Source organism: Corynebacterium lubricantis DSM 45231 (assembly GCF_000379425.1).
Lineage (GTDB): Bacteria > Actinomycetota > Actinomycetes > Mycobacteriales > Mycobacteriaceae > Corynebacterium > Corynebacterium lubricantis.
In genome coordinates, this window is sequence record NZ_KB902236.1 from 140,720 (window position 1) to 153,514 (window position 12,795).

Here is a 12,795-nt window from a genome sequence, read left to right on the forward strand (position 1 = left end):
CGTCGCGGTTTTGTAAGCTTACTCACATCGTTTAGACGTATAGTCATAACACCATTTCAAGTTTCGGTGAGGGGCCGCAATGATCAGACAGGTAATTAGTATCGGACTCGCGTTCGTCGGCATCATTATCGGCGCCGGTTTCGCCTCGGGCCAGGAGACCATGCAGTACTTCGTTGCCTTCGGCTCCTGGGGCATCGTCGGCGCCGCGGTGAGTTCCTTGCTCATGATTATTTCGGGCATCGCCCTGTTGCAGCTGGGCAGTTACTACCAGGCCCGCGAGCACTTGAGCGTGCTGGGCAGTATTTCCAACCGCGCCGTGTCCATCATTTTGGATGTCTCCACCACGGTCACGCTGTTCTCGGTGGGCTTCATCATGTTTGCCGGTGCCGGTTCCAACCTCAACCAGCAGTTCGGGTTGCCGCTGTGGGTCGGTGCTTTCCTCATGCTGGCCCTCGTACTCATCTCAGGCCTCCTTGACGTCGACCGCGTCACCTACGTCATCGGCGCCGCCACCCCATTCATCTTCCTGTTTATCTGCATCGCCACGATCTGGACGCTCGTCCAGGCCGAACCCGACATCGCGGCACTCAACATTGCCTCGCAGGATGTGAACACCACCCTGCCGAACTGGTGGGTCTCCTCGCTGAACTACACCGGCTTCAATGTCATGACCGCGTGTTCCATGGCAATCGTCATCGGCGGCAACTTCTTGGACACCAAGGTCGCAGGCTGGGGCGGACTCCTCGGCGGTGTCATCTACCTGATCCTGTTGATGCTTTTGGCTTTCGCGCTATTCTTCGAGGTCGAACTCGTCAATGGTGTGGATATGCCAGTGCTCACGCTGATCAACGAGATCCATCCAATCCTGGGCATCTTAACGGCCATCGCGATCTACGGCATGATCTTCAACACCGCAATCTCTATGTTCTACGCCCTGGGCAAGCGCCTGACCAAGCGTCAGCCGAAGCGCTTCTACCCCGTTTTCCTCGTTGCCTGCCTGCTCGGCTTCGTCCTGTCCTTCATCGGCTTCCAGGACCTGATCGGTTTCGTGTACCCAATCCTGGGCTACATGGGCATCTTCTTGATCCTGGTGATCACCGTCGCCTGGCTGCGCGGCCGCTCGAAGCTCACCGTCGAGCAGCGTGTGCGCATCCAAGCCCGCGATCTGATGCGTCGCAAGATGGATCCTCGCCTGCGTTTCTCCACCGCACAGCAGCATGAGCTGGCCAAACTCGTTGCAGCCTCGGCCGTGCCTTCCGAGGTCTTCGAGCAAAAGCTGACCAGGGAAGTCTCCGACGAGCTCATCGCCGACAAGGACTCCGGGTTTAAGGAAGAAAAAGAGCCGATTAACGACGACTAGCTAGCGCCGAACGGCAGCAGACCCGCTGCCCCGAGCACTGCAATCAGCACCAGTGCCACGGCAATGACCGCAACTATCGCGGCGAGTGTTCCTCGTCGCGATTTTTCTTTGGCCTTTTCTTCCTGGGTCTCGGATTCGCTCAACGATTCACTTTCAACGCTGCCCTGGTAGGTGGGCAGATTTCCGGTAGCCGGAGCTTCTGGTGCTTCTGGAGCCTTTGGCTCTGGGGCAGGTGCTGGCTCCTCGTCGACAACAACCACGGGAATCATCGAGGTTTGTGGTTCGACTGGAGCCGCCCGCTTCAGCTCTGGTTTGGGTAAAGGGGGAATCGGCGAGATCTCAAGATCTTCTACCGCAGGCATCTCCCCGGCCCGGAACGACAATGTCAGCTCCCCTGCCACTGGAGCATAAAAACCTCGCACGACAGGTTGTAGGCCCCGCCGCTCGAGTGAGGGCACAGACTCTAACAACGTGCCTGGATTGACCACGTGGCCGACGACCTCGCCGTCGACTGAGGCAACAACACCCTCCTCGGTGCCCTCCTGCGTCGTGTGCAGCGTGAGCAGCACATGCCTGCGCCTAGGTGCGGCATCGTCGTCCTGAGGGGGAAGCTCCACGCTATACACAGCGTCGCCATCAAGGAGCACCCAGGGAACGGTGGGTGGGTTATTGTCCGGCAGGCACAGCCCCGGCCGCGGCAAGCGCACTTCCATTGCGTCCGGTGTCGCGCGAGCGGTCACCAGGGGCACCAGGCCCGACTGGATAATCCAGTCGAGTTCTGGGTAGGCGCGCCGATCATATTTATTAATCACGCCGATGACGGAGCCTTCAAAAAGTAAAAAGAGCTCCCTGGAATTGTCATCGGAAACAACGACCACGGCAAGATCGAGTGCGGACGCGTCCGACTCCTTGAACAGGTCCGCGATCAGCTCCGAGTCGACTTCCTCGGCGTGCAGCTTCCGAATCGCCCCGAGTCCACGATCGGGCACCACATAAGTTTTCATCAGCGCACCTCTACTATCTACCTAAAATTTCTTTGCACCAGTGTAACCAGAAGAAACTCCCGCTCCGCCAACCACGGTGTTGTGGGTTGGCGGGGCGGGAGCTTGTCGTCGTGAAGCGAAAAACTAGACGCTTGGGTTCTCAGCCAGCTTGGAACCGCGGTTCACCGCAGACACGATCGCTTTGATGGACGCGCGGGTGGTCGAACCTGCGATGCCGACGCCCCAGGAAGGAGCGCCCGCGATGTCTGCCAGGATGTAGCAGGCTGCGTCAGCGTCATCGCCCTCGGCGCGGGACTGTTGGGAGTAGTCGCGGACCTCAACATCGACCTGGATCTGCTCCAGCGCGTTGGCGAACGCAGCGATTGGGCCGTTGCCAGTGCCCTCGATGGTCTTGTCCTCGCCCTTGAAGCGCACGTTGGCCTCGACGGTTGCGTTGTCGTCGTCCTGCTCGGCGTTCTGGACCTTGAACGAGACCAGCTCCAGTGGCGCGTCGGTGTCCAGGTACTCACCGGCGAAGATGTCCCACATGTTCTTCGAGTTGACCTCGCCGCCTTCACGCTCTGTGATGGCCTGGACTACACCGGAGAACTCGGCCTGCATCCCACGTGGGATGTTCATGCCGTGGTCGGTCTTCATGATGTAGGCAACGCCGCCCTTGCCGGACTGGGAGTTCACGCGGATCACTGCCTCGTAGTCGCGGCCGACATCCTTCGGGTCGATCGGCAGATAAGGGACCTCCCAAACGGTTTCACGCAGCTCATCCCAGGTGACCTCGGTGGAGTCGGAGCCTGGGCGCACCTCGGATGCCAGGGCATCCAGGCCCTTGTTGATGGCATCCTGGTGGGAGCCAGAGAACGCGGTGAAGACCAGGTCGCCACCGTATGGGTGGCGCTCAGGCACGCGCAGCTGGTTGCAGTACTCCACGGTTTCGCGGACCTTGTTGATGTCCGAGAAGTCAATCTGTGGGTCAACGCCCTGGGTCAGCATGTTCAGGCCCAGGGTGACCAGGTCGACGTTGCCGGTGCGCTCGCCGTTGCCGAACAGGCAGCCCTCGATACGATCGGCGCCGGCCATGTAGCCCAGCTCAGCGGCAGCGACGCCTTCGCCGCGGTCGTTGTGCGGGTGCAGGGACAGGATGATGGAATCACGCTTCTTAAAGTTGCGGTGCATCCACTCGATCTGATCGGCGTAGATGTTCGGAGTGATCATCTCCACCGTTGCCGGCAGGTTGATGATCATTGGGTTTTCTGGGGTAGCGCCCATCACGTCAACGACGTCGTTGCAGACCTCGACTGCGAAATCCAGCTCGGTGCCGGTAAACGACTCCGGCGAGTACTGCCAGCGCCAATTGGTGTCTGGGTAGTCCGCTGCGATTTCCTTGATCAGTTCTGCTGCATCGGTGGCCAGCTTCTTAATCTCTGGGCGCTCCTTGCGGAAGACGACCTTGCGCTGCAGCTTCGAGGTGGAGTTGTAGAAGTGGACGATGACGTTTGGTGCGCCTTCGCATGCCTCGAAGGTGCGGCGGATCAGGTGCTCGCGCGCCTGCACCAGCACCTGGATGGTCACGTCCTCAGGAATCATGTTCTCTTCGATGATCTCGCGCACGAAGTCAAAGTCGGTCTGGGAAGCCGAAGGGAAACCGACCTCGATCTCCTTGTAGCCCATCTGGACCAGCAGGTTGAACATGCGACGCTTGCGCTCTGGGCTCATTGGATCGATCAGCGCCTGGTTACCGTCGCGCAGATCCACTGCACACCACTGTGGTGCCTGGGTGATCTTCTTATCCGGCCAGGTGCGGTCCGGCAGTTCAATGGTTTCTACTTCCTGAGCAAAGGTCAGGTAACGCTCGTGTGGCATCTGAGAGCCGCGCTGCTTATTCCAGACTGGCTGACCCTCATTCCGTGGGCCGTTTGGGGTGCGGATTTCGGAAGGGGCAGAGATGAAAGAATCTGAAGGTGTCATGTCGCTAAAGTCCTTGTTCTAAGTTTGAATGCTTGGGTGTGGGTTCCACGACCGGCAACGCAAACTCCGCGACGGGGTGCCGGTCGTGTTTAGACCTGATTCCCGCCGCGGCTTAGAAGGAGAAGCCGTGCGCCGAAAGGCGCGATCGGTGCCGACATGATTGACATAGAAGACACTGTAGCGTTTGGACGTGGTTCATGCCAGCGATTGACGAAAAACTCTATCCTCCAAAATATTCGCAGCGGTCAAGGTAGCCTCACAGCTATACATCGAAACAGCTTGGAGCATTTTCACGATGAATCACGGTCACCTCCGCACTGCCCTTTTAAGCAGCACAATTGCATTATCTATCGCACTCGGCGGATCTATCGTCGCCGATGCACAAACCTCTTCTTCTAGTTCCGCAGGAATTTCCAGCCTCGGAAGCTCGGCCCGCACCCCGCTTGATCAAGAAGTCCGAGCAAAAACGAAGCTGCAAGATGCTCTAGACCGCCTTTCAGATGGCACCCAGAAGTCAATTATCGTCGGCAAAACCCAAAGCTCGCACCGTTTGAATCGAACAACTGGCGATAATTCAGTTGTCGTCGAAATCCCAGTTCTTCCAGAAAATGCCAGCGCGGCTGAGTTTGAATCCTTTGAGAAGGAACTTGAGGAGTTTGGGAACCTAGTATCCGAGCGACGTGACTACACCGAAGCGCTGTTTCGAGCAGCGGTGGAGAAAAATGAAGGGCTAGTTTTCAACGAGAAGTGGAAAACCGAAGCGCTTGCCGTTGACGATCTCATCCGTGACTACGGCGAGAAAGTTGAAGCCCGCTACAACTCGGAACAGGAATAATAGGTTCGAACGAACTAAGTTGCCCGCTTCCGCGCCAGCTTAAACGTAGCCACCGCCATGACAATCAGGGCCACCGCCAACACCACGCGCCCAATAACTGTGGTCACATGGAATTCCTCGCCCAAGACCACGTAGCTTAGCCCGAAGGCCACGATGGGCTCGCATACCGTCATCGCGGGGAGCGATTGCGAGAGATTGCCCATCGCAAAGGCCAGCTGCTGCACGGCAGTGCCAATGATGGCCAAAGCGATCAACATGTAGAGGTGCCAGTTGCTCACAAGTTCCGCAAAGCCACCAGCGAAGAATTGGTCCGCCACGATCTTGGATAACACGGCAACATAGCCGAATACCACCCCGCAGATTGCGCCGAGGATCAGGGCTTTCGGTGCGCCGTCTCGTCGATAAGCGAAAATCCCTGCGATCAAGCACGCAGCACCCCCGATGGCCACCGCGACCCACCAATCGGAGGTGTCGGGGCGCCCGTCACCGGGTGTGGGGCGCCCATACATAACGACGATGGCCACCGCGATGGTGAGCGAGCTCGCCCAGGCGGTGTCGTGGCGGTTCAGAGCTTTGCGATTCATCCGGGCGGAAAGCAGCAAAGTAAACAGCAGAGACAACACCAAAATCGGCTGGACCACCAACAACGTGCCAAACCCGAGCGCGATCACCTGGAGCAAGTAGGCCACGAATGCCGCCGCAATGGTCAACCACCACACGGGATGAGTCAGGCCCGTGAGAAGTGGAGAACGCTCACTTATTCCGGCTTCGTTCTGGGCGGCAACTTCGTTGACGATCCTATGGCGAATGACCGTCGCCCACGCGGTGGTTAAGGCGGACGCTAAAGCGAAAAGCACCGCCACAAAGCTGCTCTGCACGGCACTTACTTTAGGGCAGTGTGAATAATTAGGTGTGAGATACAACGGGTGCTAGCGATTGTTGTGGGAAAGCCAGGTAGGATATCGAAACGACTGACGTTAATTTCCCTGTTTTCCCAAACAACGAAAGGTGGCCCATAAGTGGCACTGGTCGTGCAGAAGTATGGAGGCTCTTCTCTGGAGAGCGCTGAGCGCATTCGCGCCGTGGCAGAACGAATTGTTGCCACAAAGAAGCAGGGCAATGACGTCGTCGTCGTGTGCTCCGCAATGGGAGACACCACGGACGAACTTCTCGACCTCGCGGCAGCGGTCAACCCGGTCCCACCTGCGCGCGAGATGGACATGCTGCTCACCGCCGGCGAGCGCATCTCGAACTCCCTGGTCGCCATGGCCATCGCCTCGCTCGGTGCTGAGGTGCAATCGTTTACTGGTTCGCAGGCAGGTGTGCTCACCACCGAGCGCCATGGCAACGCCCGCATCGTGGACGTCACCCCGGGTCGCGTGCAAGACGCGCTCGACCAGGGCAATATCGCCATCGTCGCTGGTTTCCAGGGTGTCAACCGCGAGACCCGCGACGTGACCACCCTGGGCCGCGGCGGCTCGGATACCACAGCGGTGGCGCTGGCCGCAGCACTCAACGCCGATGTCTGCGAGATCTACTCGGACGTGGATGGCATCTACACCGCCGATCCGCGCATCGTGCCTGATGCGCAAAAGATTGAGAAGCTCTCGTTCGAAGAAATGTTGGAATTGGCGGCTGCGGGCTCGAAGATTCTGGTTCTGCGCAGCGTGGAGTACGCGCGCGCATTCAACGTACCCCTGCGCGTGCGCTCGTCGTATAGCAATAATATTGGCACCCTTGTCACCGGATCGATGGAGGATATTCCCGTGGAAGAAGCAGTACTTACTGGCGTAGCAACCGATAACTCTGAAGCCAAGATCACCATCTTGGGCATGCCGGACAAGCCGGGCGAGGCCGCTAAGGTTTTCCGCGCGTTGGCGAATGCCGAGATCAACATCGACATGGTGATCCAGAACATCTCTTCCATCGAGGACAACACCACCGACCTCACCTTCACCTGCCCGAAGGGCGATGCTCCTCGCGCTGTGGAGCTGCTGACCGGCCTGCAGGCAGAAAACGGCTGGACTAATGTCACTTTCGACGACCAGATTGGCAAGGTGTCCCTGGTCGGCGCAGGCATGAAATCCCACCCAGGCGTTACCGCTGAATTCTCTGAAGCGCTGCGCGACGCAGGCATCAACATCGAAATGTTCACAACCTCCGAGATCCGCATCACCGCTGTTGTGCGCGAATCCGAGCTGAACAACGCGACCCGTGCAATCCACGACAAGTTCGAGCTGGGTGGCGACGAATCCGCCACCGTCTATGCCGGCACCGGACGCTAACAACCACCTTTTAAGATTTTTCCAATACTGAGGAGATTTTCCGAAATGACCACGATCGCAGTTGTGGGCGCAACCGGCCAGGTTGGCCAGGTTATGCGCGACATCCTAGAAGAGCGCAACTTCCCAGCAGACAAGGTGCGCATGTTCGCGTCCCCGCGCTCCGCTGGCAAGAAGCTCACCTTCCGCGGCGAAGAAATTGAAGTCGAAGATCTGACCAAGGTCACCCCGGAATCCGTCTCCGACATCGACATCGCACTGTTCTCTGCAGGTGGCAGCACCTCCAAGGAGTGGGCACCTGTCTTCGCACAGGCTGGCGTGAAGGTCGTGGACAACTCCTCTGCGTGGCGCAAGGACACCGACGTTCCTTTGGTCGTCTCCGAAGTCAACCCAGCTGAGCTGCAGAACCTTTCGAAGAACATCATTGCGAACCCGAACTGCACCACCATGGCTGCCATGCCAGTGCTCTCCGCGCTGCACGCCAAGGCTGGCCTGACCACCCTGCGCGTTGCTTCCTATCAGGCAGTCTCCGGCTCCGGGCTGGCTGGCGTTGAGGCGCTGGCAAAGCAGGTTGCTTCCATCGGCGAGCACAACGTGGATCTGGTCCATGACGGCTCCGCGCTCCAGGTCGAGGACACCAGCCCTTACGTGGCCCCGATCGCCTTCAACGCGCTGCCTATGGCTGGCAACTTCGTCGACGACGGCACCTTCGAAACCGACGAAGAGCAGAAGCTGCGCAACGAGTCCCGCCGCATCCTGGGTATCCCAGAGCTCAAGGTCTCGGGCACCTGTGTTCGCGTTCCTGTGTTCACTGGCCACACCATGGTTGTCCACGCAGAGTTCACCGAGGCAATTACTCCTAAGGAAGCTCAGTCGCTCCTCGAGGACGCACCGGGTGTCTCTGTTGTTGAGGTTCCTACCCCGCTGGCTGCCGCTGGCCAGGACGACTCCCTGGTCGGTCGTATCCGCCAGGATCAGACCATCGACGGCAACCGTGGCCTCGTGTTCGTGGTGTCCGGCGATAACCTGCGCAAGGGCGCGGCTCTGAACACCATTCAGATTGCAGAGCTGCTGGTCGATAACCAGTAGCCCGACTGGGCCCTCTAAGCCCTAAAGCGCCACGCATGCACCTCTTGGTCATGCGCGGCGCTTTAGCTTTTTCATTACCTTTTCATCTCAAATAGATAACTTTGGTTGTTTCCCGTCTCTTCGAGAGAGAGACTGTCTGTTGGACATTTTCTATTCCCGAGAAAGATTGGTGACTACATGGCTGCATCGAGGCGCATCGGCGCTGCGTTTGCCAGCGGCATTGTGGCTCTTTCGCTCGCACTCTCCCCAGCTGCTCACGCTGCTAACTGGGAAGATACAACGATCAAGCCAGGCGAAACCATTTCACTCGTCAGAGCGGATGATGCGGATGATTCCGCTCAATCTGCTACTCACACATCTGCAAAAGTTGCGAATAGCAGCACGCTCCCCGCAGGCTGGAGCGTATGGAGCCAAAACGGCACCTTCCGCGTTGCAGCTTCCGCCAAGGCCCAGCCTGGTGAAACCGCATACCTCACCCTGGTAAACAATTGCGAGGTCATCGACGAGGTGAAGGTCACCGTCGAAGGCTCCACTGAAAATACTCGCTCGGCTTCCGCCTCCTCGGAGATTTCCTGGATCGACGGATTCTTCATCTCGCTAAATCGTATCTTTAGCTAATCCCCTCCAGATGCACACCCGTGGCCACAGCCCTGCTTCGGTTTACTAGACTCTGAACAATGACAACCACGCAGGACATGACGCACCCCTTTGTCGCGGTGCACGTGCAAGCCACCGGGATTCACCCGAGTACTGGCCGCCTGCTCACCATTGACGCAGTCACCTTCGACGACGCCGGCACCACCGGCGAAGAATTCCACGCAGTACTCAATACTGGCGGCGACCCAGGCCCACGCCACATGCACGGCGTTGACTTCGAAGAGTTCGAGCAGGCCGCACGGTTCTCCCGCCATTTAAAGACGCTAGACAAGCTTATCGACGATCGCACTCTGGTTGTCCACGATGCCCCGAAGGTATGGGGATTTATCGTCTCCGAGGCGCGCCGCGCAATGAACGCAGCAGCCCGGGCCAACCGCTCGCGAAATCGCGGCCGAGGTCGCAGGCGCCAACGTGTCGGACATGTGCCACGCCCGGTAGCAATCATCGATACGCTCGCTTCTGCTTTTCAGCAGGGCACGACGCTGCGCGACACCCGTCTGTATGCCGTAGCGCAAAGTGTGGGACTCGATACCCCTGATCCTGCTGCTTCGGTAGAGCGTGCCCAGCGACCCGAAGCGGAGACGTCGCGGGAGGCCACGCTGGTGCTCGTTGAGACGTATCGTGCGCTGCGCGACGCAGGTGAGCTGCTCACGCGTACGCCTGAGAACCTCACTGCGGATCGCTTTGGTTTGCAGCGCAGCCTCGTGCGCGTTGACGCGGAGAAGGACGACACTGAGGTGCCTAATCCGGGGGTTTATGACCCTGCTGTGGGCATTGCGGCGGGCATGGAATTCGTTGTCACAGACGATATTCAGGTTGACCCGAACGAGCTGATTGAGGCCGGTTTAGGCGCGGGAATGACATATTCAGAAAAGCTCACCAGAACCGCATCCTTGGTGGTCAGCAACGTCACCTCTGACCTGCGCGGAAAAGCGATGCACGCCGAGCGAAAAGGAATCCCGCTCATCAGCGATAAAGATTTCCTGGCAGTCGTGGCTCGCGCTCAGAAGTAAGACACAATTCGGTATCGTAGACGCATGAGTTCTACACCAAAAGGTCGATTAGGAAAACTGCGCACTCGCGTCGCCAGTACCGCAGCAAAGTTAGCAACCACCGCATCGCGCGCCACCGGCCGTGGCGAGGGAGGCATGATCGGCGGGCTGGTCGCTGGAGCAATCGACCCCTCAATCATGTCGAACTTGGCCGCTGGGCGCCCCGCCGTGCTGGTTACCGGCACGAACGGCAAGTCCACTACCACCCGCATGCTGGCCGCCGCGATGAAAACTAGCTACACCGTGGCCACCAATGAGGGCGGCGACAACATGGACGCCGGCATCATTTCCGCGCTCATGGCGAACCCGAAAGCGTCGCATATTGTCCTCGAGGTCGACGAACTCCACGTGCCTTCTGTGGCTGACAAGTTAGAGCCGCAAGCGCTTGTTTTGCTCAACCTATCGCGCGACCAGCTCGACCGAGTCGGCGAAATTAACAAGATCGAGCGGGCGCTGCGCGACGCTGTGGAAGCACACCCCGACATGTTAATTATTGCCAACTGCGACGACGTGCTGATGACGTCTGTGGCCTGGGAGGCGAAGAACGTGATCTGGGTTGCTGCCGGCGCGGGTTGGTTAGGCGACTCCGTGACCAGCCCACGTGGTGGCGGCCACGTCGTGCGCACCGAGGATCACTGGTACGCCGTTAAACCACTGCCCGACGGCACGACCTTCCGTCGACCCACCCCAGACTGGGTAGTTACCGACGAGGGTCTGCGCACCCGCACCGGAGAGCTGGTGGAACTCAATCTCACGCTGCCGGGTAACGCGAACCGTGGCAACGCCGCCCAAGCCGTAGCCGCTGCTGTGGAGGGCTTCGACGTCTCCCTGGACTCCGCGGTGTCTGCTGCGGAAAAGGTCGACAACGTCGCAGGCCGGTACTCCACCGTGCACCTCGGCGACAAAGAGGTGCACTTCCTGCTGGCGAAAAACCCCGCCGGCTGGCAGGAAGCATTATCCATGGTCAACCGCAACGCTGATGGCCTTGTCATCGCCGTCAACGGCCAGGTCGCCGATGGCGAGGACCTCTCGTGGCTCTGGGACGTGGGCTTCGAGGACTTCGAGGGGGTCTCGGTGAAGGCAGCTGGCGAGCGTGGCACCGACCTGGCCGTGCGTTTGCTCTACGCCGACATCGATCACGAACTCATCCACGACCCCGTCGAGGCCATTCGAGCCTGTCCCGCCGGGCGCGTGGAAGTGCTAGCAAACTACACCGCGTTTAGAGACCTGAAGCGCGACCTTACCAAGCAGGAGGACTACCGTGGCTGATTCACTTTCTATTGGACTCATCCTCCCTGACGTACTGGGCACCTACGGCGACGACGGCAACGCGCTCGTCCTGCGCCAGCGCGCCCGGATGCGCGGGATGAAAGCAGAGATCGTCCCCATCCGCTTGGGCGAGCCCGTCCCCGCCGGCCTCGACATCTACTGCATGGGCGGCGGCGAAGACTCCGCCCAGATCCTTGCGGCAGAGCACCTGACCGCCGACAAGGGTTTGATCCGCGCTGCCATCGACCGCCGGCCCATCTTCGCGGTGTGCGCGGGCATGCAGGTACTCGGCGAGTCCTTCCACGCTTCCGGTAAGCAGGTTGACGGCCTCGGGCTTATCGACGCCACCACCTCCCCCATGCACACCCGTGCCATCGGGGAAGTGACCTCCTACCCCACCCACGCAGGTATCACCGCTGACCTCACTGAACCTCTGACTGGGTTTGAGAACCACATGGGCGGAACCGTCCTCGGTGCCAACGCCTCGCCGCTGGGTCGCTTGACCCGGGGTGTGGGCAACACGGACGTCACCAGCACGATGGATCTGCCCGACGGTGCCGAGCAGCGACGAGCCGAGGGTGTTGTGCAGGGCTCCGTGATTGCCACGTACATGCACGGCCCGGCCCTTGCACGTAACCCCCAGCTTGCCGACCTGCTCTTAGCTCAGGCCATGGGCATCCCGCTCGCCGAGCTGGAACCGCTGGAGATCGGCGTCATCGACCGGTTGCGGTTGGAGCGGCTTAAGTAAGCCTTGGTGGCTGGCGGGTATCGACCACGCTGATTTAAAAGCCTTTTACGTCTTATTCGTTGCACATAATTTAGACGTGGTCGATACCAGAATCGACCACGTTCGCAACTTCTTGCAACACCAGCTTGTGGACAACTCGCGTTGTCCACAGGCAAATTTAGCTGAGTCAGCACGCTTCATTCGCCTGCTGGATGCTTGCAAATATGCATCACGTAAAGCTTCTTACTCCTGAAGAAATTACTCATATCAAGCTCACTACTCCGTTCATCCGGAAGGCAGCACTCACCGGAATTGCAGGCGCTCGCGCTCTCGGAGTGAGGACCTTGTCACCCCTTTCAACGCTAGATCTGACTTTGCCCTACGGAACTAAGCCACCGCCTAAATCACAGTGGGTTGCGTCCAATAGTGTGGTGTACAGCTACCGCCTGGTGAACCCCCCCTGCCGACCAGCAAGGAGACCACCGCGGTACCTTTCGACTCAGCTCCTACACATCCTCGAAAGGACACCAACGATGGCCTCCGCGCCCAATCATATCG

At 59.2% G+C, this 12,795-nt stretch carries 11 protein-coding genes; 8 read left to right on the plus strand and 3 right to left on the minus strand.

Features of this window, described 5'->3' with window-relative positions; genetic code table 11:
• Positions 1–79: 79 nt before the first annotated feature.
• Positions 80–1,360, plus strand: a complete 1,281-nt coding sequence (locus tag A37O_RS0113055; protein WP_018297953.1) for a YkvI family membrane protein — start codon at positions 80–82, stop codon at positions 1,358–1,360.
• Here the strand turns inward: A37O_RS0113055 and A37O_RS15950 are convergent.
• Both A37O_RS15950 and leuA read right to left on the minus strand, forming a co-directional pair.
• Positions 1,357–2,364: a hypothetical protein gene (locus tag A37O_RS15950; protein WP_018297954.1), complete on the minus strand. Its 1,008-nt coding sequence runs from the start codon at positions 2,362–2,364 to the stop codon at positions 1,357–1,359. The two genes, A37O_RS0113055 and A37O_RS15950, sit on opposite strands and share 4 nt — an antisense overlap.
• A gap of 123 nt (positions 2,365–2,487) precedes the next feature.
• On the minus strand, positions 2,488–4,326 hold the full coding sequence (gene leuA, locus A37O_RS0113065) for a 2-isopropylmalate synthase (RefSeq protein ID WP_018297955.1): 1,839 nt from the start codon (positions 4,324–4,326) through the stop codon (positions 2,488–2,490).
• 295 nt (positions 4,327–4,621) lie between these two features.
• Between leuA and A37O_RS0113070 the strand changes: the two genes are divergently transcribed.
• Positions 4,622–5,161 carry a hypothetical protein gene (locus A37O_RS0113070; RefSeq protein ID WP_018297956.1) on the plus strand — a complete coding sequence of 180 codons (540 nt, stop codon included), beginning with the start codon at positions 4,622–4,624 and terminating at the stop codon, positions 5,159–5,161.
• A 14-nt stretch (positions 5,162–5,175) separates the two neighbouring features.
• Here A37O_RS0113070 and A37O_RS0113075 read toward each other — a convergent pair whose 3' ends face one another.
• Positions 5,176–6,039 (minus strand): DMT family transporter, encoded by an 864-nt coding sequence (locus A37O_RS0113075; protein ID WP_018297957.1) that lies wholly within the window; start codon positions 6,037–6,039, stop codon positions 5,176–5,178.
• A gap of 141 nt (positions 6,040–6,180) precedes the next feature.
• Between A37O_RS0113075 and A37O_RS0113080 the strand changes: the two genes are divergently transcribed.
• The 6 genes from A37O_RS0113080 (at position 6,181) to A37O_RS0113105 (ending at position 12,258) form a co-directional block, all read left to right on the plus strand.
• Positions 6,181–7,446, plus strand: coding sequence for an aspartate kinase (locus A37O_RS0113080; protein ID WP_018297958.1), 1,266 nt, complete (start codon positions 6,181–6,183; stop codon positions 7,444–7,446).
• A gap of 45 nt (positions 7,447–7,491) precedes the next feature.
• Entirely contained in the window at positions 7,492–8,532 is a 1,041-nt protein-coding gene (locus A37O_RS0113085; protein ID WP_018297959.1) for an aspartate-semialdehyde dehydrogenase, read from the plus strand.
• Between the two features lie 177 nt (positions 8,533–8,709).
• Positions 8,710–9,150: a hypothetical protein gene (locus tag A37O_RS0113090; protein ID WP_018297960.1), complete on the plus strand. Its 441-nt coding sequence runs from the start codon at positions 8,710–8,712 to the stop codon at positions 9,148–9,150.
• 59 nt (positions 9,151–9,209) lie between these two features.
• On the plus strand, positions 9,210–10,202 hold the full coding sequence (locus tag A37O_RS0113095; protein WP_026196378.1) for a DNA polymerase III subunit epsilon: 993 nt from the start codon (positions 9,210–9,212) through the stop codon (positions 10,200–10,202).
• Between the two features lie 24 nt (positions 10,203–10,226).
• Entirely contained in the window at positions 10,227–11,510 is a 1,284-nt protein-coding gene (locus A37O_RS0113100; RefSeq protein ID WP_018297962.1) for a Mur ligase family protein, read from the plus strand.
• Positions 11,503–12,258: a type 1 glutamine amidotransferase gene (locus tag A37O_RS0113105; RefSeq protein WP_018297963.1), complete on the plus strand. Its 756-nt coding sequence runs from the start codon at positions 11,503–11,505 to the stop codon at positions 12,256–12,258. The genes A37O_RS0113100 and A37O_RS0113105 overlap by 8 nt, the downstream gene beginning before the upstream one ends.
• The last annotated feature ends 537 nt before the right edge of the window (positions 12,259–12,795 follow it).

What these genes read in the sequence shown, in the direction of transcription:
- A37O_RS0113055 (WP_018297953.1), top strand. Translation starts at nt 80, where the DNA reads ATGATCAGACAGGTAATTAGTATCGGACTCGCGTTCGTCGGCATCATT.
- A37O_RS15950 (WP_018297954.1), bottom strand. Translation starts at nt 2,364, where the DNA reads ATGAAAACTTATGTGGTGCCCGATCGTGGACTCGGGGCGATTCGGAAG.
- leuA (WP_018297955.1), bottom strand. Translation starts at nt 4,326, where the DNA reads ATGACACCTTCAGATTCTTTCATCTCTGCCCCTTCCGAAATCCGCACC.
- A37O_RS0113070 (WP_018297956.1), top strand. Translation starts at nt 4,622, where the DNA reads ATGAATCACGGTCACCTCCGCACTGCCCTTTTAAGCAGCACAATTGCA.
- A37O_RS0113085 (WP_018297959.1), top strand. Translation starts at nt 7,492, where the DNA reads ATGACCACGATCGCAGTTGTGGGCGCAACCGGCCAGGTTGGCCAGGTT.
- A37O_RS0113090 (WP_018297960.1), top strand. Translation starts at nt 8,710, where the DNA reads ATGGCTGCATCGAGGCGCATCGGCGCTGCGTTTGCCAGCGGCATTGTG.
- A37O_RS0113095 (WP_026196378.1), top strand. Translation starts at nt 9,210, where the DNA reads ATGACAACCACGCAGGACATGACGCACCCCTTTGTCGCGGTGCACGTG.
- A37O_RS0113100 (WP_018297962.1), top strand. Translation starts at nt 10,227, where the DNA reads ATGAGTTCTACACCAAAAGGTCGATTAGGAAAACTGCGCACTCGCGTC.